Origin of the sequence: Kitasatospora sp. NPDC048194 (genome assembly GCF_043202455.1) — a bacterium.
Lineage (GTDB): Bacteria > Actinomycetota > Actinomycetes > Streptomycetales > Streptomycetaceae > Kitasatospora.
Genome location: NZ_JBIDAK010000006.1, coordinates 204842 through 223496, shown reverse-complemented (window position 1 = coordinate 223496; position 18655 = coordinate 204842). Strand labels below are relative to the sequence as shown.

The following is an 18655-nucleotide window of genomic DNA, read 5'->3' as shown; positions in this document are numbered from 1 at the left end:
ACCTCTCCCATGTCATCGCCCTCCTCCTCGCCACGTCCCGAGCAGCGCCAGCGCGGTCAGGGCGCAGCCGCTGAGCAGCCCGGCGAAGCCGAGTTCCACCCACCGCAGCTCCCGCGCCGCCTCACCGGCCGACACCGCCGCCGCCACGATCGCCACCGCACTCACGACGGCCCCGATCCGGGCGGCGCTGCCGCGCCCGACGTCGGTCCTGGCGCCGTTCCTGGCGCCACGCCCGACGCGCCTCCCGGCGCCACGCCCGGCGCGCCTCCCAGCGCCACCCCGCGCGCCGCCAGCAGTCCCACGAGCCGTTCCCAGCCCGCGCCGGTCACCAGCCCGCCGGTTGCAGGGAAGGCCACCGCCGGGATGGTGACGGCCAACCCGTCACGGTCCCCGGCCAGCGTGTGGACCTCCGCCACCCGGCGCCGCCCCGAGCCCGGGTCCCGGACCAGGTGGACCACCACGTCGAGTGCCGCCCGCAGTTGGCTGTGCAGCGCCGGCCGGTCGAGCCCGGCGAGCGAGCCCAGCGCCTCCAGCCGGACCGGCACGTCCGCCGCCGTGTTGGCGTGGACCGTGCCGCAGCCGCCCTCGTGACCGGTGTTGAGCGCCGCCAGCAGGTCCGACACCTCGGCCCCGCGCACCTCGCCGATGACCAGGCGGTCCGGCCGCATCCGCAGCGCCTGCCGGACGAGGTCCCGCAGGGTGAACTCGCCCAGCCCCTCCTGGTTCGGCGGTCTGCTCTGCAACCGCACGACGTGGGGGTGGGCCGGTCGAAGTTCGGCGGAGTCCTCGGCGACCACGATCCGCTCGTCCGACCCGACCAGTCCGAGCAGCGCCGCGAGCAGCGTGGTCTTGCCCGATCCCGTCCCGCCGGAGACCAGGACGGACAGCCGCGCCCGCACGATGCCCGCCAGGAGGTCGGCGCCCTCCGGCGGCAGTGCCCCGCCCGCCACCAACTCGTCGAGCGTGAACGGCCGGGGCCGGCACACCCGCAGCGAGATGTGCGTGCAGCCGGCGGCGATCGGCGGCAGCACCGCGTGCAGTCTGGTGCCGTCCGGCAGGCGGGCGTCCACCCACGGCCGCGCGTCGTCCAGGCGCCGCCCGGCGGCGGTGGCCATCCGGTGGGCCAGCCGCCGCACCGCCTCGGCGTCGGCGAAGCGGACCCCGGTGGCCCGGTGCAGGCCGCCACCACGGTCGACCCACACCTCGTCCGGACCGTTCACCAGCACGTCGGTGACGTCCGGCGTCGCCAACAGCCGGTCCAGCGGGCCCGCACCCACCAGTTCGGCGCGCAGCGAGCGCACGGTGTCCAGCACCTCGTCACCACCGAGCGGTGGCCGGGAGGCCCGCAGCACCGCCGCGACCGAGCCCGCCGTGGGGGCGGCCCCGGATTCGGCCAGCCGCAGCCGGACCGCGTCCACCAGCTCCGCCGTCCGCTCCTCGCGGGCCGTTCGGCCGTACGGGCAGGGCCCGTGTCCGGCCCGGGGCGGCCCGCCAGGGGGCGGCACGCTCCTGAGCGGACGGTGCTCCCGCGCACCGTCGCCCGCGCCCGGGGCGCCACCCCGGGGACCTGTCCTGCGCAGACGGACCATCAGTACACACCTCCTCCGACCGCCGGCACCGGCGGCAGCACCCGGTTCAGGAAGGCCGCACAGAAGCGCGCGAGCGGGCCGTTCTCCCGGAGGCCGGGCGGAACGCCGTTCTCGACGTCCTCGGCCAGGCCCGGCTCCGGCTCCAGCTCCCCGGCCAGCTCCAGTCGCAGCCCGCGCGCGATCCGGTGTGCCGGGAGCCCGCCGGCCCGGACCGGCCGGACCACCGCCCGGACGTCCCCGATCCGCATCCGGGCCGCCGCGGCCACCCGGTCGGCGGCCGCCACCGCGCGCAGTTCGGCGGGGACGACCAGCAGCGCCAGGTCGGACTGCTCCAGCGCCTGTCCTGCGGCCGCGTCGAGGTGGCGCGGAACGTCGACCACCACCAGGCCGCCGCGTCGCCGGGAGGCGGCCAGCACGCTGCGCATGGCCTCCGCCGGCACCGTCAGGGTGTCTCCCCGGTCCCAGGAGAGGCAGGACAGCGCGGAGAGCCGTTTGAGGGCCGGTAGGGCCCGGGCCAACTCGGCCCCGCTGACCCGTCCACGCGAACCGGCGAGGTCGGGCCAGCGCAGTCCGCGGGCCGTCTCGCCGCCGAGCAGGATGTCCAGGCCCCCGCCGAGCGGATCGCCGTCGATGAGCATGGTCCGCCGGCCCGTGCGCGCGGCGGCGACCGCGAGGGCACAGGCCAGGGTCGACGCCCCGGCGCCGCCTCGTCCGCCGATGACGGCGACGGTGGCCGCGGGGGAGCCGGCGCCCTCGGCCGCGTCGGCGATCCGGTCGAGCAGCCAGGCTTCGGCGTCGGGAAGGAACAGCACGTGTTCGGCGCCGAGTTGGACGGCTCGGACCCATACCCCGGGATCATCGAGGTCCAGGCCGAGCAGGAGGACCCCGCCGCGCCGGCTCAGGCCCGCGCAGCGTTCGGACTGGTCGTCCCCCACCAGGACCAGCGGGGCGCCCTCCCAAAGTTCGCGCGGCGGTGGTGCACCGCGGATCAGCCGCGGCTCGGTGCCCGCTGCCGCGCAGAGTCGCAGCAGGTGCTCGGCCAGGCCCTCGTCCTCGGTGACGACGAGCGGCCCGGCGGCCGCCGGGCCCTCGGCGGTGACGTGGTCGGCGATCGGCGTCGACATGGTGCTCTCTCCCCTCTGCGCCGCCGACCACAGGGGCCGGGGCGCGCGTCGGACGGTGCCGGCGGACGGCCGCCCGGCAGACCTCCGGAGAGGAAGGGGATGAGGCTCTGCCCGGCGACCGCCGCCGACCATCACGGTGGGGGGAGATCCGGATTACGTCATCCGCGTTCCGATTGCCTGTGGATAACTCGGGGGCTGTGGATGAAAACGTTCACCCGGGCGGGGGGCTATTCGGCGAGGAATTGACGAAAGGGGGTCACCGAGATGAACCGGCCGATCACTCACCCCCCGGCCGAGCACTCCTCCAGGCAGCCGGTCTCCGCCTTCCGCACCCCACCGGACCGGTTCGGCGGGCACCGGTCGGGCGCGGGCCGCACGGGCGGCTCGGCATGAGCAACCAGCAACGCAGAGTGACGAAAGGTGGGGGATGGACCAGGCTGTCGACACCCCCCGTACACCGTCGGCGGGGCGGTCGCGGCAGCCGCCGCAAGAGGCTTTCAAGCCCTGAAAATGGCCCCGGACGTGCGACGACCCCCGCCGGGGGGGAGAGCGGGGGTCGTCTATCCACAGCCCGACTCGGGGGGGAGGAGCCGGACCGGGTTAGCACGGTCGCGAACGATCCGTGACTTCCATGGTGTACCCGAGCGGCCAGAAACACAAACCCGCACGCCCGCGAGTACGCCGAATGGCGGGGTGTTTTGCGGCTCCCTCTATCCTCGGTTCCCGTGGACACCACCGAGAACGCCGACGACCACGCCGACGAGTCCGAGGACGAGACCACCGGGCCCGAGGAGCGCGGCGTGCCCGCCCGTCCCCGGCCGAGCGGACCGCGCACGGCCGCCTTCTTCGACCTCGACAAGACCATCATCGCGAAGTCGAGCGCGTTGGCCTTCAGCCGGCCGTTTTACCAAGGCGGCCTGATCAACCGTCGGGCCGTCCTGCGCAGCGCGTACGCGCAGTTCGTCTTCCTGGTCGGCGGCGCGGACCACGACCAGATGGAGAAGATGCGCGAGTACCTCTCCGCCCTGACCCGGGGCTGGAACGTCCAGCAGGTCCGCGAGATCGTCGCCGAGACCCTGCACAACCTGATTGATCCGATCATCTACGACGAGGCCGCCTCGCTCATCGAGCAGCACCACGCGGCCGGCCGGGACGTGGTGATCGTCAGCAGCTCCGGCTCCGAGGTGGTCGAGCCGATCGGCGAGTTGCTCGGCGCGGACCACGTGATCGCCACCAGGCTCAAGGTCGAGGACGGCTGCTACACCGGCGAGATCGAGTACTACGCCTACGCCGAGAACAAGGCCGCCGCCATCCGGGAGCTGGCCCGGACGGAGGGCTACGACCTGGCCGAGTCGTACGCCTACAGCGACTCGTCGACCGACCTGCCGCTGCTGGAGGCGGTCGGGCACCCCTCGGCCGTCAACCCCGACCGCGCGCTGCGCAAGGAGGCGCAGGCACGGGAGTGGCCCGTGCTGGTCTTCGACCGGCCGGTGGAACTGCGGCGCCGGCTGCCCGAGTTCTCCGCGCCGAGCGGTTCGGTGCTGACCGCGGTGGCGGTCGGGACGGCGTTGGTGACCGGCGCGGTCATCTGGTACCTGGCTCGGCGGCGGCGCCCCGTCACCTGAGGCCTCGGACCGGCCCGGGAACACCGATCGGGCCGAAACGGGCAATCGGTACAGACTTCTCGATTCGGGTTCCCCTTTCGGCCGAAACGCGATACAAATGAAGCACGGCCCGCGAGACCCGGTCAGGACCGAAGAGGTCAAACCGACAACGCAGTTCAGGCCCCACGGACCGCGCGTACAGATATCCGGGCACCCACATGCAGCCGACCCGCTGTCGGGCCGCCGGACCAGACGAACGGGCAGGATCCCCGTCTGATCGGCACTTCCGGTGCATGCTTGGTCACCCGGTGTCTGCACCAGCGGCGGCACCATGCAGGATCAGGTGCCGCCGCATCCACGCGTCCGCAGGCGCCCCCGCGTGTCCGCAGGCGCCCTCCGCGTGTCTGCGGGCGCCCCGCTCAGGCCATCCCGCGCTGCATCGCCTCGCAGACCGCCGTGCTCTCCCGCACCCCGAGCCGCAGGGCCCGCCCGCAGTGGCCGATCCAGGCCGCCATGCCCTCCGGCGTGCCCCCCAGGTAGCCGGCGAGGGCCCTCCGGTAGGTGTCGGTGCCCAGTTCCGCCAGGCCGACCTCGGCCGGGCAGATCGACTTCGGGTCGAGGCCCTCGGCGATCAGCACGATCCGCTGGGCAGCCCGCGCGATCACCCCGTTGTACGCGCCGAACGGCCGCAGGGCGAGGAGTTCGCCGTGCACCACGGCGGCGACCACCAGGGCGGGCGTCCCCACGCCCTGGCCCTCGGCGCGGGCCACCAGGAGCCGGGAGAGCTGGTCCAGCCGGGCCGCGACCTCCTCCGCGTCCGGCGCGGGGGGCAGCGCGGGCAGCGGTCCGTCCGCGGCGTCCACCTCGACGCTGTCCACCGGCTTGAGCTCCAGCGGGAACAGCTCCTCGGCCCGCTCCCCCGCCCGCCGCGGCCGACCGGCGGCCGGGTCGGCGTCGCCGACCGCGAGCAGGTGCAACCGGGCCAGCACCTGGAGCGGCGAGTGCCGCCAGACGCTCAGCAGCTGGCCGGCCTCGGCGGTGATCCGCAGGGCCGCACCGACCGTGCGGGCTTCGTCGTCCGCGCCGAAGTCGGTGCGCCGCCGGACCTCCTCCAGCGGCCAGTCGGCCCCCGCGACGGCCGCGGACGCGCGGGCGCCGCGCAGCGCGGACTCGGAGGTGACCTCGGCCGCGCGGCGCCGCATCACCCGGTGGCCGTAGAGCCGGTCGACGGCCTTGCGCACCTCGGCGACCGCGTCGGGGACCCCGGGAAGCTGGGCCAGCGGGGCGAGGGGATCTGTTCCAGTGCTCACCTACCCGAGAGTAATGAACGGGTCGCCCCTCCCGGAACAGCAACCCCGCATCACCCGTTAGAGGCAATCCTCACTTCCCTCCCCCGCCGGAGCCCAAACCTTGGCTAGCATGGCCACTATCGGAGACGATAACGATTTCCAATAGAGGCGCCAGTCGCAACAGCCTCGCCCTCGAGCACCCGGCCCGCCGCAGGGCCCAGAGCGAAAGCCGGAGCCCCAGATGAAGATCGCCTTCGTCGGCAAGGGCGGCAGCGGGAAGACCACGCTGTCCGCACTGTTCATCCGCCACCTGGCCGCCGTCGGCCGGCCGGTCATCGCCGTCGACGCCGACATCAACCAGCACCTCGGCCCCGCACTCGGCCTGACGGATGCCCAGGCGGCCGCGCTGCCCTCGCTCGGGGCGCACCTGCCGGAGATCAAGGAGTACCTGCGCGGCAGCAACCCGCGGATCCGCTCGGCCGACGAGATGATCAAGACCACGCCGCCCGGCCGCGGTTCGCGCCTGCTGCGGATCGTCGAGGAGAACCCGGTCTACGCCTCCTGCGCCCGCCCGATCGCGCTGGACGAGGGCTCGGTCCGGCTGCTGGCGACCGGCGCCTTCACCGAGGAGGACCTCGGGGTGGCCTGCTACCACTCCAAGGTCGGCGCGGTGGAGCTGCTGCTCAACCACCTGGTGGACGGCCCGGACGAGTACCTGGTCACCGACATGACCGCGGGCTCCGACTCCTTCGCCTCCGGCCTCTTCACCCGCTTCGACCTCACCTTCCTGGTGGCCGAGCCGACCCGCAAGGGCGTCTCCGTCTACCGCCAGTACCGGGACTACGCCCGGGACTTCGGCGTGCAGCTCCGGGTGATCGGCAACAAGGTGCAGGGCCTCGACGACCTGGCCTTCCTGCGCCGCGAGGTCGGCGACGACCTGCTCACCACCTTCGGGCAGTCCGACTGGGTGCGGCGCCTGGAGCAGGGGGCCGAGCCCCCGCTGAAGTCGCTGGAGCCGGCCAACCGGGCCGTGCTGGCGCAGTTGCAGACCGAGGCCGAGGCGGCGTACGGGCGGCGCGACCCGCGGCGGTACTCCGAGCAGGCGGCGCTCTTCCACCGGCGCAACGCGGAGAGTTGGGCCAACGCCAAGGTCGGCGTCGACCTCGCGACCCAGGTGGACGAGGACTTCGTGCTGGGCGAGTGCACGGACGGCTTCGCGGACGGCTTGACGGACGGATTCGCGGCGGGCGGCGGGCGGGCCGCACCGGCGGGGGTCACCGCCTGACGCCGCCACGAACCGAACGGGCCGCCGTCCTCCCCTCCCGGGAGGACGGCGGCCCGTTCGCCATGTCGGCCCCGCGGCGCCACCAGCAGATTCCCGCCCGTTCGGACACCACCCAATGGGGTGAATCAGGGGATTTCGGCTTCCCACCGAGCAGGACGTCGTGCAAAACTTTCATTACTCTCGGTTTACCGAGCCTTGACGGTCCGTCCCCACGGCCCTCGGTGAGACATCCCGCAGCTCGCCCAGGCGCCTGGCGGACCTGATGGTCGACGCCGGCCGGTGACACCCGCATTCCCCGCCGCGCCCACGCCATCCCGCCACACCGTCGCGACCCACGACAGCCGATCCGCCCCGGAGCCCACCCCGGACTCACCGCCGGACCTGACTGCGTTCGTTCCCCCGGACAGACGGGAAGACAATGACCCTCGACATCTCCAGCGCCCCCATCGCCTCCGACACCACCGACCACGCGCCACCGGGCCCAGAGCCCAGATCGCACTGGATCCAGGACCTCTCCGCCTCGCTGGTGGTCTTCCTGATCGCCGTACCGTTCTCACTCGGCATCGCGCTGGCCACCGGCGCGCCGCTCACCGCCGGGCTCGCCGCGGCGGCCGTCGGCGGCATCGTGGTCGGGCTGTTCGGCGGCACCCCGCTCCAGGTCAGCGGCCCCTCGGCCGCGCTGACCGTGATCACCGCCGGGCTGATCGGTCAGTACGGCTGGCAGGCCACCTGCGCCGTCACCGTCGCCGCCGGACTGCTCCAATTCCTGCTCGGCGTACGCCGGGTGGCCAGGACGGCGCTCGCCGTCTCGCCCGCCATCGTGCACGGCATGCTGGCCGGCGTCGGACTCACCATCGCCATCGCCCAGTTGCACGTCGTCCTCGGCGGTTCCCCGCAGAGCTCCGCTATCGCCAACATCCTGGCGCTGCCGGGTCAGTTGGCCGGACCGCATCCGCCGGCGCTGCTCGTCGGCATGGTGACCATGGTCGTGCTGCTGGGCTGGCCCAGGCTCGGCCGACTCCCCGGTCGTGCGGGTGAGCTGGGTCGTCGGCTGAGCAAGGTGCCGGGTCCGCTGGCCGCCGTCGCCGTCGCCACCGCGCTCGCCCTCGCCCTGGGGCTGCGGCTCGCCCACATCGAACTGCCCGCCTGGCAGCCGCAGTCGCTCGTGCCCGCGCTGCCGCACGGTTCGCCCTCCGCCGTGCTCGCCGCCGTCCTGACCGTCACCGCCGTCGCGAGCGTGGAGTCACTGCTGTCCGCCGTCGCCGTCGACCGGATGTCCCAGCGCACCGGAGACCTCGACCGCGAGCTGCGCGGGCAGGGCCTCGCCAACATGGTCAGCGGCCTGGTCGGCGGACTGCCGATCGCGGGCGGCGCCGTGCGCAGCACCGCCAACGTCCGGGCCGGCGGGCGGACCAAGTGGTCCTCCGTGCTGCACGGCGTCTGGGTCCTGGCCGCGGCCCTCGCGCTGACCGGCGGACTGCGCCGGATCCCGCTGGCGGCACTGGCCGCACTGGTGCTGGTGGTCGGGCTGCAGATGGTGAGCTTCGCCCACATCCGCAAGGTGCACCGGCATCGGGAGTTCCCGGTCTACCTGATCACGCTGCTCGCCGTGGTCGCCTTCGGGGTCCTGTGGGGCGTCGGGCTCGGCGCGGGCACCGCCGTGCTGCTCGCGCTCTACCGGCTGACCCGCGCCCACGTGGACGTCGAGACCCACCCGGACGGCTCGGTCACCGTACGGACCCACGGACCGCTCACCTTCACCGCCGTACCCCGGTTGAGCCGGGCGCTGGCCTCGATCCCCGCGGACGCCGAGGTCACCGTGGTGCACGACGGCTCCTTCCTGGACCACGCCGCGTACGAGACGCTGCACAGCTGGCGGGCGGGGCACCAGGCCACCGGCGGGCAGGTCTCGATGGTGACGCGGCGCCGGGAGGACGAGGTGCTCGACCCCGACGGCACGGTCCGCGCGGGCAGTTCACCCGGTCCGCACCGCTGCCGCGCCTGGACGCCCTGGGTCGGCCACCACTGCATCGAGCAGCAGGAGGACCCGCACGGCCGGCTGCTGGACGGCGTCCGGGTGTTCCAGCAGCACACCGCCCCGCTGATCCGGCCCGAACTCGCCCGGCTGGCCCGGGAGGGGCAGACACCCTCCCAGCTCTTCCTGACCTGCGCGGACTCCCGGATGGTCACCAGCATGATCACCAACAGCGGCCCGGGCGACCTGTTCACGGTCCGCAACGTGGGCAACCTGGTGCCGGCCCCCTTCGAGCCGGGCGCGGCCGACGACTCGGTGGCCGCCGCGGTGCAGTACGCGGTCGAGGCGCTGGAGGTGCGCTCGATCACGGTCTGCGGCCACTCCGGCTGCGGCGCGATGAAGGCCCTGCTGGACGGAGTGCACGAGCGCCCCGGTCCGCCCACCCCGCTGACCCGCTGGCTGCGCAACGGTCGCGGCTCGCTGGACCGGCTCCGCCGGGCCCCGGCCGAGTTCGCCGACCGGCCGGTGGTGGACCTCGCGGAGCAGCTCTGCATCACCAATGTCGTGCAGCAGCTGGACCAGCTGATGGCCAACCCCGCGGTGGAGCGCAGGGTCGAGGAGGGCACGCTGCGGCTGGTCGGGATGTACTTCGACTTCGCCACCGCCCAGGCCTACGTCCTGGACCGCGCCACCAGGACGTTCAGCCCGGTCGAGGCGCGCAGCGAGGCCGGGGTCGGAGCCCGCGCCGAGGCCGGGGTCGGCGCCCGCGCCGAGGCCAGGACCGAGAACGGCGCCGAGGCCCGTACGACGGCCCCCGCCGACACCCCGAGCCAGACCCGGCGCGACGCCCTGGGCGACGCCCCGGTCGGCGATCCCCCCGGCACCGGGGCCGACCCTGACGGGGTTTCGGCCGAACGGGTGAGAAAGGACGACCGGGTCGCGGCCGAGGGCGGCGAGGAGGGCCCTCAGCTGGCCGCTTGAGAGCCGGGCCCGTGTCCCCGCCGGGCGGGCCGGGGCACGGGCCCACCTGCCACTGTGCGTCCTGCCGCCCCGGCGCGGCGGGGCACAGAGTCTGCCGTTCGGTGATCGGTCAAAGGTCTACACCAATTCCCAAGAGCCTCTTGTCAACTGCCCCTCTCGCCTGGTGAGCTGTGCGCTGGGACACACGGGACAATCCCCACGCACGGGATCGCCCCAGATCATGACTCGATGAGGAGTGCGCGTTGAGCAACGAGAGCCTGGCCAACCTGCTCAAGGAGGAGCGGCGTTTCGCCCCGCCGGCAGAGCTCGCCGAAGCCGCCAACGTCACCGCGGCCGCGTACGCGCAGGCCTCCGAGGACCGTCTGGGCTTCTGGGCCGAGCAGGCCCGCCGCCTGACCTGGGCCGTCGAACCGACCGAGACGCTCGACTGGTCCAACCCGCCCTTCGCCAAGTGGTTCGCCGACGGCAAGCTCAACGTGGCCTACAACTGCGTCGACCGCCACGTCGAGAACGGCCTGGGCGACCGGGTCGCCATCCACTTCGAGGGCGAGCCCGGCGACAGCCGCTCGATCACCTACGCCCAGCTCAAGGACGAGGTTTCGCAGGCTGCCAACGCGCTGCTGGAGCTCGGCGTCCGCAAGGGCGACCGGGTGGCGGTCTACCTGCCGATGATCGCCGAGGCAGTCGTCGCGATCCTCGCCTGCGCCCGGATCGGCGCCACCCACTCGGTGGTCTTCGGCGGCTTCTCCGCCGACGCCGTCGCCTCCCGGATCCAGGACGCCCAGGCCAAGCTCGTCATCACCGCCGACGGCGGCTACCGCCGCGGCAAGGCCTCCGCCCTCAAGCCGGCCATCGACGAGGCGCTCACCAAGGTCGACGGCGTCGAGCACGTCCTGGTGATCCGCCGCACCGAGCAGGAGATCGCCTGGACCGAGGGCCGTGACGTCTGGTGGCACGAGATCACGGCGCGCCAGTCGACCGAGCACACCCCCGAGGCGCACGACGCCGAGCACCCGCTGTTCATCCTCTACACCTCGGGCACCACCGGTAAGCCCAAGGGCATCCTGCACACCTCCGGTGGCTACCTCACCCAGGCCAGCTACACCCACCACGCGGTCTTCGACCTCAAGCCGGAGACCGACGTCTACTGGTGCACCGCCGACATCGGCTGGGTCACCGGCCACTCGTACATCGTCTACGGTCCGCTCTCCAACGGCGCCACCCAGGTCATCTACGAGGGCACCCCGGACACCCCGCACCAGGGCCGCTTCTGGGAGATCGTCCAGAAGTACGGCGTGACGATCCTCTACACCGCGCCCACCGCGATCCGGACCTTCATGAAGTGGGGCGACGACATCCCCGCGAAGTTCGACCTGTCCTCGCTGCGGGTTCTGGGCAGCGTCGGCGAGCCGATCAACCCCGAGGCCTGGATCTGGTACCGCGAGCACATCGGCGGCGGGAAGTGCCCGATCGTCGACACCTGGTGGCAGACCGAGACCGGCGCCATCATGATCAGCCCGCTGCCGGGCGTCACCGAGACCAAGCCGGGATCCGCCCAGCGCGCCCTGCCGGGCATCGCGGCCACCGTCGTCGACGACAACGCCAACGAGGTCCCCAACGGCTCCGGCGGCTACCTGGTGCTCACCGAGCCGTGGCCGTCCATGCTCCGCACCATCTGGGGCGACGACCAGCGCTACATCGACACCTACTGGTCGCGCTTCGAGGGCCGCTACTTCGCCGGTGACGGCGCCAAGAAGGACGAGGACGGCGACATCTGGCTGCTCGGCCGGGTGGACGACGTCATGCTGGTCTCGGGCCACAACATCTCCACCACCGAGGTCGAGTCCGCCCTGGTGGGACACCCCTCGGTGGCCGAGTCCGCCGTGGTCGGCGCGGCCGACGCCACCACCGGCCAGGCCATCGTCGCCTTCGTGATCCTGCGCGGCGGCGTCACCGAGACCCCCGAACTGGTCGAGGAGCTGCGGGCGCACGTCGGCCGCACGCTCGGCCCGATCGCCAAGCCGAAGCAGATCAAGGTGGTCGGCGAGCTGCCGAAGACCCGCTCCGGCAAGATCATGCGCCGCCTGCTGCGCGACATCGCCGAGGGCCGCGAGGTCGGGGACACCACCACCCTCGCCGACAGTTCGGTGATGAGCCAGATCCAGGCCCAGCTGCCGCCGTCGGGTGGCAACAGCTGAGGCGTTGAGCTCCGGCGGAACAAGCCGTAGCAGCGACCGGGGCCCCGGGCGGACACCACCGCCCGGGGCCCCGCCGTCTCACGCGCCGGCCTCGTCGGTCCCCACCACCCTCCCGCCGCCCGCTTCCGTCGCCCGTTCCGTCGGCCACCGTCGGCTCCATCGCACCCCCGTCGCTCTCCCCTCCCCTCGGCGTTACGCCCCCCGGCCGTTCACCCGACTGCGCGCGGCTGAGGCCGTCCGGGCGCCCGTCGGCCCCTCCCAAGGGTGCGGAAACCGGCCGGCAGGGCTTAAGTCCTTAATCAGGACGATCCGGAAGTCATCCCGGACGCCCCGTTAAGCTGTTAAGGACGCATCTAGATCCTTGAGCAGGAGTCCGGGCGTCACAGGGCGCGCCGGGAAGTCTGGTCGGCACTGCACCACCCGTGCATCCGTTGCCGCTCCCAGCCCCTCAGGAGGTCCCGCGTGACCGACCAGCCGCCCGTCCACGAGCCGACGCCCCTCCGCCGGCAGCTTCTCGGCCGGCTGCCCCTGCCCGAGCGCACCTTCATCACCGATGCCCTGCGCACCGAGACGGTCGGCGGCGTGCTGCTGCTGGCCGCCGCCGTGGTCGCGCTGATCTGGGCCAACGCCTGGCCGCACAGCTACGAGAGCGTGCTCGACCACACCGTCGGCCCGTCGGCCCCGCTCCACCTCGACCTCACCCTGGGCGACTGGGCCAAGGACGGCCTGCTGACGATCTTCTTCTTCGTGGCCGGCATCGAGCTCAAGCGCGAGTTCGTCGCGGGCGAGCTGCGCACCCCGAGCGCCGCGCTGCTACCGGTGGTCGCCGCCGTCTGCGGCGTCGCCCTGCCCGCGATCCTGTACTCCCTGGTCAACTCCGGCAGCGGCGGTCACCCGGGTGGCTGGGCCATTCCGACCGCCACGGACATCGCCTTCGCGCTGGGCGTACTGGCCGTGGTGGGCAGTCACCTGCCTTCGGCGCTGCGGGCCTTCCTGCTCACCCTGGCCGTGGTCGACGACCTGATCGCGATCCTGATCATCGCGATCTTCTACAGCTCCGGCATCAAGTTCTGGGCGCTCGGTCTGGCCTTCGTCGGCCTGGTGCTGTTCTGGTTCCTGCACCGGCACGGGGTGAAGGGCTGGTACCTGTTCGTGCCGCTGGCCCTGGTGATCTGGGCGCTGATGCACGAGAGCGGTGTCCACGCCACGGTGGCGGGCGTCGCGATGGGCCTGATGCTGCGCTGCCACCGGGAGGGTGACGAGCAGGAGTCCCCCGGCGAGCACATCGAGCACCTGGTCCGTCCGCTTTCCGCCGGGCTGGCCGTCCCCGTGTTCGCGCTGTTCGCGGCCGGGGTGACGATCTCCGGTTCGACGCTGCGCGAGGTGTTCACCCAGGCCGCTCCGCTCGGCATCGTGATCGGACTGCTGGTCGGCAAGACGGTGGGCATCTTCGGCGGCACCTGGCTGGCCGCCAGGTTCACCCGCGCCGAACTGAATCCGCAGCTCAAGTGGGCCGACATGTTCGCCGTCTCGGTGCTCGCCGGCATCGGCTTCACCGTCTCGCTGCTGATCAGCGAACTGGCCTTCCAGGACGACCTCGCGCTCGCCGACCGCTGCAAGACCGCCGTGCTGGTCGGCTCGCTGCTCTGCGCGCTGCTCGCCACCGTGCTGCTCAAGCTGCGCAACCGGCACTACCGCGAACTGTGCGAGGAGGAGGACCGGGACACGGACGGCGACGGCGTGCCGGACGTGTACCAGGAGAGCCTCCACCGGGGGAATCTCCACCAGGGCGACGGCCACCACGGGGACGTCCGCCAGGGCGACGGCCCGGCCGGACGGGAGCGGGCCGCCGGCTCCACCCGGCCCCGGCCCGGCGAGCGGCCCGGGACGGGAAACTGAACCTCCCGGCGGCTCGGCTCCGAGGCTCGGCTCCGAGGCCCGCGCCGAAGCTCGCTCCGAGGCCCTGCGAAGGCCTCGAACCACCTGCCGCAGCCGTGACACGTCCCTCCGGCGGGGCCCCGGAGTGGTGTCCGACTGACCGGTAAGGGCATGATTCTGAGCTGTCGACAACCCACTGACGCCCCCGGACCCCCACCGGCACCGGAACCGCACCCGCGACGGCGTCACGCCGCAACAGCCGCAGAGGAGAACCGCTGATGCCCACAGGAGCCGCAGACCCGTCCAGCAACGGCCGGGCGCCCTACGAGGGCGAGCGTTCGGTGGGACAGCTGTTCGCGGCGGCCACCGCCGACCTCACCGCGTTGGTCCACGACGAGATCGCGCTCGCCAAGGCCGAGATCAAGGCGGACGTCAAGCGCGGTGTCTCCGGCGGCGTCTTCTTCGCCGTCGCCGGGGTGCTCGCCATGGCTGCGATCCCGATGGTGAGCATCGCGATCGCCTTCTTCTTCCACTGGCTGGGTGTGCCGCTGGGCTGGTCCTTCGTGCTCTCGGCCACCGTCCACCTCATCCTCGCGGCGCTGGTCGGGTTCGTGGCCTGGCGTTTCATCAAGAAGATCCAGAAGCCCGAGCGCACCATCGAGGGCGTCCAGAAGACCGCCGAGGTGCTGAAGAACGCCCGGCCGCGCCCGGCCACCCAGGAGGAGATCGACCGGGGCCTCGGCCGCATCCCGTAGACCGGTCGACGCCCCCGTAACCGGTGAGCGGTCCCGTGACCGATCGGCGTCCGCGTGACCGGCCATCGCTTCCGTAACCGGTGAGCGGCCCCGCTACCGACGGCGTCCCCCGTAACCGACGGCGTTCTCCGCAACCGACAGCGTTCGCCGTAACCGATCAGCATCCCCCACAACCCCGCCGGACACGTACGCCGACCCGCCGACAGCGAGTGCCGGGCACGTGTCCGGCACACGGATGTGACACGCTCTCGGTATGCCGCTTGACCAGAAGCCCGCTGCCGCGCAGCCGTCCGCCGATTCCAGCCCCGAGCAGGCCCCGGAGCGGGACACCGCCGGACCTGGGAACGGCCCTGGGAACGGCCCTGGGAACGGGCCTGGGAACGGGCCTCGGAACGGCCCTGCGACGGGGCCTGGGACCGAAGAGCAGCCCGGACACCAGACCGGACAGCAAGCCGGACAGCAAGCCGTGCACCAGACCGGCCGGCACACCGCCACCGCCACCGCCACCGCCGGTGCTCCGGGACTCGGACGCCACGGCGGCGGCGTCACCGAGGAGCCGTGGAGCATCCGGCAGTCCGGTCCGTGGACGCACCGCGACCTCGCGGCCAACGGCGCCCGCTTCCACATCGCCGAGCTGGGCGCCGGTCCGCTGGTGCTGCTGGTGCACGGCTGGCCCGAGTACTGGTGGGCCTGGCGCCACCAGCTGACCGCGCTCGCCGAGGCCGGCTACCGCGCGGTGGCCCTCGACCTGCGCGGCATCGGCGGCAGCGACCGCACCCCGCGCGGCTACGACCCGGGCAACCTCGCCCTGGACATCACCGGCGTGATCCGCTCGCTCGGCGAACGCCGGGCGCACCTGGTCGGGCACGCCTCCGGCGGCACCCTGGCGTGGGTGGCGGCGGTCATGCGCCCGTCGGTGATCCAGAGCCTCACCGTGGTCTCCGCCGCCCACCCCCGGGACCTGCGCCGGGCGCTGCTGACCGACCGCAAGCAGATGGCCGCCTTCGAGCACGTGCTGGGCTTCCAGCGCCCCTGGATACCGGAACGCCGACTGGTGGCCGACGACGCCGCGCTGGTCGGCCGGTACCTGGACGAGTGGACGGGGCCGACCAAGCTGGACGAGGCGGCCGTGCACGCGTACCGGCAGGCGATCCGGATCCCCAGCACCGCGCACTGCTCGATCGAGCCGTACCGCTGGCTGCTGCGCTCGATGGCCCGTCCCGACGGCATCCAGTTCGCGCGCCGGATGAAGAAGCCGATCACCGCGCCGACGCTGCAGGTCCAGGGCGCCGCGGACCCGGTCCTGCTGTCGCACACCGCGCTCGGCGGCGGCGAGTACGTGGCGGCTCCGTACCGCTGGCGGCTGATGGCGGGGGTCGGGCACTTCCCGCACGAGGAGGCGCCGGAGGACTTCACCGCCGAGCTGCTGGACTGGGTGGGTCGCCACAAGGAGTGATCGTCCGGGGTGGGTCGGGCCGGTCGGAGCGCGGGGCTCAGCGGCCCAACTCCGCTATTGTGACGCTCATATGACAAGCGCATAGGCCAACTTCGGCAAAGCCCGGGCGGTTACCCCCACCGGCCCACGGGCATCCATTCCGGTATGACCTGGATGCCCGATCGCGGTGGCGCCCCGCACGGCCGACGCCACAACAGCCCCCAGCGCTCCACGCCCCGCCCGGACCGGGCCGAGGACCTCGGCTTCGACGGTCTCGACGGCCACCGGCGCGGAGTGCAACGGCAGCTCGGCATCCCGCGCATCCTCGGCCGACGCGCCCGGTGGGTGGGCGCACGACTGCGGCGCGAGACCTGAGGCCTCGCGCCGCTTCGTCCCGCCGAACGGTGGAAATCAGTTCACGATGGTCGGCGACAGCGCGGTGAACCAGAGCAGGACGAAGGTCGCCACCGACATGATCGGCACCAGCACCTTGGTCTCGACGCTGTTGCCGCTGCGCTTGATCAGCACGATCTCGTAGCGCTCCTTGTGCGGCCACAGCAACGGCGCGCCCTTCTTGGTCAGGCAGTCGCCCAGCAGGTGCGCCAGCGTACCCAGCGCGACCGCGTACGGCAGCCAGCCGGGCGAGTTGGGCATCCACGTGTTCATCCCGAACGTGCCGAGCGCGGACAGGCCGATCACGGTGATCCACGCCTCGGGGCCGTTGCTCGGCGGGCAGAGCCGCAGGGCCCGGATCGCGAGCGCCAACAGGAAGAACGTCAGCCCGAGGGTGAAGTAGCGGCCCAGGTACGTGATGCCGGCCCAGGTGCCGGCGCCCATCAGCGCGACGAACAGCAGCGAGTGGGTGGCGTGCCGGTGGCCGCCGGAGGCCCAGGCCACGAAGCGGCAGAGCACCTTGGAGACCGGCCCGAGGAAGTTGGCGATCGAGCCGTCGTGGTGGTCGAGGTCCGGCAGCAGGGCCGCTCCGGCGCACAGCACCGTGCCCATCAGGATGTCCGCCGGCTCCAGCTTGGTGTGCAGCAGCAGCGGGGGCAGGAACGGGGCGGACGCCGCGTACAGCATCGCCCCGCTCACCGCGTGCGAATGACCCATCATCGGACTGCCACGACCTCCCCTTGAGCTCACTCCGGGACGGCGCCCGGTTGAGCCGAACGGGTGAGCGCGGCCGAGGCTACCAGGGCGGGCTGACGACCTGACGGATCTTGTGCGGGGTCAGCCGGCAGCGCGTCGGGCCGAGCCCCCGCGCGACCGGCGACGCCGCTTCGGCCGACGTCAGGCCGCCCGGCCCACCGCTTCGGCCGACATCAGAAGTTGCCGGCCCACCGCCTCGGCCGACGTCACAGCGCGCAGCCCTGGGTGTCCACCCGGGTGTTCGCGGTGCTGCCCGCCTGGGCGTCCTCGCGCACCTCCGCGGCGGTCAGCACGTACCCGGTGTCGGCGCTGTCCAGGGACTTGGCGAACACCACCCCGTACACCTGGCCGTCCGGCGTGAGCAGCGGCCCGCCGCTGTTGCCCTGGCGGACCAGCGAGCGCACCGAGTAGACGTCGCGCACCACCTGGCCGCGGTGGTAGATGTCCGGGCCGTTGGCCTGGATCCGGCCGCGGATGCGGGCCGGTTGGACGTTGAAGGCGCCGTTCTCGGGGAAGCCCGCGACGATCGCGCTGTCGTTGGTCCTGGCCTCGCCCGCGAAGGTCAGCGGGGGCGCGTTCAGCTTGGGCACGTCCAGGACGGCGATGTCGCGCTGCCAGTCGTAGCGGACCACCGTGGCGTCGTACAGCTGGCCGACCCCGCCGATCTGCACGGTCGGCTCGTCGACGCCGCCGACCACGTGGGCGTTGGTCATCACCCGGTGCGGGGCGAAGACGAAGCCGCTGCCCTCCAGGGTCTTGCCGCACGAGGTCGCGGTGCCGACCACCTTGACCAGGCTCTGCCGGGCCCTGGCCACCGCCGCGCTGCCGGCCAGTGCCGGGTCGGGGGTGTCGACCTGGGTGATCGGCTCGTGCTCGAAGGGGTTGAAGACCTGCGGGAAGCCGTTGCGGGCGAGCACCTTGGAGAAGTCCGAGAACCAGTTCGGCGCGTCGTCGGGCAGCGCGTTCTGGACGCCGCCGAGGATCGCCGAGGACCGGACCTGCCGGGAGACCGTCGGCAGGGACGTCCCGGCCAACGCGGAGCCGATCAGCCAGGCGACGAGCAGCATCGAGATCACGTTGACCACCGCGCCGCCGGACGCGTCCAGCACCCGGGTCGGACGGCGGTCGATGTGCCCGCGCAGCTTCCAGCCGAAGTGCGCGGTGACCGCCTGGCCGATCGCGGCGAAGACGATCACCACCACGACGGCCACCACCGAGGACGCGGTGCCCGGGCTGAGCTGGTCGAGCAGCAGGGGCAGCAGTTGGACGGCCAGCAGGCCGCCGCCGAGGAAGCCGACGAGCGACAGGACGCCCACCACGAAGCCCTGCCGGTAGCCCGAAACGGCGAATCCGACGGCGGCGAGGACCAGCAGCACATCCAGGACGTTCACTC

General features: G+C 72.9%; 14 protein-coding genes. 8 read left to right on the top strand and 6 right to left on the bottom strand.

Features of this window, described 5'->3' with window-relative positions; all coding sequences use genetic code 11:
* Positions 1 to 12: 12 nt before the first annotated feature.
* The 3 genes from ACGF07_RS11085 to ssd form a co-directional block, all read right to left on the bottom strand.
* A complete protein-coding gene (locus ACGF07_RS11085) occupies positions 13 to 165 on the bottom strand; it encodes a hypothetical protein (protein WP_392897333.1) in 153 nt (50 codons plus the stop codon).
* Entirely contained in the window at positions 162 to 1505 is a 1344-nt protein-coding gene (locus ACGF07_RS11080) for a TadA family conjugal transfer-associated ATPase (RefSeq protein ID WP_392897331.1), read from the bottom strand. Before ACGF07_RS11080 ends, ACGF07_RS11085 begins: the two co-directional genes overlap by 4 nt.
* Positions 1506 to 1588: 83 nt before the next feature.
* Positions 1589 to 2713, bottom strand: a complete 1125-nt coding sequence (gene ssd, locus ACGF07_RS11075; RefSeq protein WP_392897329.1) for a septum site-determining protein Ssd — start codon at positions 2711 to 2713, stop codon at positions 1589 to 1591.
* Positions 2714 to 3513: 800 nt separating this feature from the next.
* Here ssd and ACGF07_RS11070 point away from each other — a divergent pair.
* Entirely contained in the window at positions 3514 to 4338 is an 825-nt protein-coding gene (locus ACGF07_RS11070) for an HAD family hydrolase (RefSeq protein ID WP_392897431.1), read from the top strand.
* A 398-nt stretch (positions 4339 to 4736) separates the two neighbouring features.
* Here the strand turns inward: ACGF07_RS11070 and ACGF07_RS11065 are convergent, their stop codons facing one another.
* Complete coding sequence (locus ACGF07_RS11065; protein ID WP_392897327.1) at positions 4737 to 5627, bottom strand: oxidoreductase; 891 nt, start codon at positions 5625 to 5627, stop codon at positions 4737 to 4739.
* A 220-nt stretch (positions 5628 to 5847) separates the two neighbouring features.
* On the opposite strand from ACGF07_RS11065, the gene ACGF07_RS11060 reads away from it, so the two are divergent.
* The 7 genes from ACGF07_RS11060 (at position 5848) to ACGF07_RS11030 (ending at position 16488) form a co-directional block, all read left to right on the top strand.
* Positions 5848 to 6891 carry an ATP-binding protein gene (locus ACGF07_RS11060; protein WP_392897325.1) on the top strand — a complete coding sequence of 348 codons (1044 nt, stop codon included), beginning with the start codon at positions 5848 to 5850 and terminating at the stop codon, positions 6889 to 6891.
* Between the two features lie 418 nt (positions 6892 to 7309).
* Positions 7310 to 9847 carry a SulP family inorganic anion transporter gene (locus ACGF07_RS11055; protein ID WP_392897324.1) on the top strand — a complete coding sequence of 846 codons (2538 nt, stop codon included), beginning with the start codon at positions 7310 to 7312 and terminating at the stop codon, positions 9845 to 9847.
* A gap of 242 nt (positions 9848 to 10089) precedes the next feature.
* Positions 10090 to 12045, top strand: a complete 1956-nt coding sequence (acs, locus tag ACGF07_RS11050) for an acetate--CoA ligase (RefSeq protein ID WP_350737185.1) — start codon at positions 10090 to 10092, stop codon at positions 12043 to 12045.
* 462 nt (positions 12046 to 12507) lie between these two features.
* Positions 12508 to 13944, top strand: a complete 1437-nt coding sequence (gene nhaA / locus ACGF07_RS11045) for a Na+/H+ antiporter NhaA (RefSeq protein ID WP_392897322.1) — start codon at positions 12508 to 12510, stop codon at positions 13942 to 13944.
* Between the two features lie 257 nt (positions 13945 to 14201).
* Complete coding sequence (locus tag ACGF07_RS11040; protein ID WP_350737190.1) at positions 14202 to 14678, top strand: phage holin family protein; 477 nt, start codon at positions 14202 to 14204, stop codon at positions 14676 to 14678.
* Positions 14679 to 15243: 565 nt separating this feature from the next.
* Positions 15244 to 16134, top strand: a complete 891-nt coding sequence (locus tag ACGF07_RS11035) for an alpha/beta fold hydrolase (protein ID WP_392897429.1) — start codon at positions 15244 to 15246, stop codon at positions 16132 to 16134.
* A 144-nt stretch (positions 16135 to 16278) separates the two neighbouring features.
* Positions 16279 to 16488: a hypothetical protein gene (locus ACGF07_RS11030; protein WP_350737193.1), complete on the top strand. Its 210-nt coding sequence runs from the start codon at positions 16279 to 16281 to the stop codon at positions 16486 to 16488.
* Positions 16489 to 16524: 36 nt separating this feature from the next.
* On the opposite strand, the gene ACGF07_RS11025 is transcribed toward ACGF07_RS11030, so the two are convergent.
* Both ACGF07_RS11025 and ACGF07_RS11020 read right to left on the bottom strand, forming a co-directional pair.
* The gene (locus tag ACGF07_RS11025; RefSeq protein ID WP_350737196.1) at positions 16525 to 17226 is read right to left on the bottom strand and encodes a metal-dependent hydrolase; all 702 of its coding nucleotides are present in this window, start codon (positions 17224 to 17226) and stop codon (positions 16525 to 16527) included.
* Positions 17227 to 17468: 242 nt separating this feature from the next.
* Positions 17469 to 18653 (bottom strand): MarP family serine protease, encoded by a 1185-nt coding sequence (locus ACGF07_RS11020; protein WP_392897320.1) that lies wholly within the window; start codon positions 18651 to 18653, stop codon positions 17469 to 17471.
* Positions 18654 to 18655 lie beyond the last annotated feature (2 nt).

Excerpts from the sequence above, each read along its gene's own strand:
- ssd (WP_392897329.1), bottom strand. The coding sequence starts at position 2,713 with ATGTCGACGCCGATCGCCGACCACGTCACCGCCGAGGGCCCGGCGGCC.
- ACGF07_RS11030 (WP_350737193.1), top strand. The coding sequence starts at position 16,279 with ATGACCTGGATGCCCGATCGCGGTGGCGCCCCGCACGGCCGACGCCAC.
- ACGF07_RS11040 (WP_350737190.1), top strand. The coding sequence starts at position 14,202 with ATGCCCACAGGAGCCGCAGACCCGTCCAGCAACGGCCGGGCGCCCTAC.
- ACGF07_RS11060 (WP_392897325.1), top strand. The coding sequence starts at position 5,848 with ATGAAGATCGCCTTCGTCGGCAAGGGCGGCAGCGGGAAGACCACGCTG.
- ACGF07_RS11055 (WP_392897324.1), top strand. The coding sequence starts at position 7,310 with ATGACCCTCGACATCTCCAGCGCCCCCATCGCCTCCGACACCACCGAC.
- ACGF07_RS11025 (WP_350737196.1), bottom strand. The coding sequence starts at position 17,226 with ATGATGGGTCATTCGCACGCGGTGAGCGGGGCGATGCTGTACGCGGCG.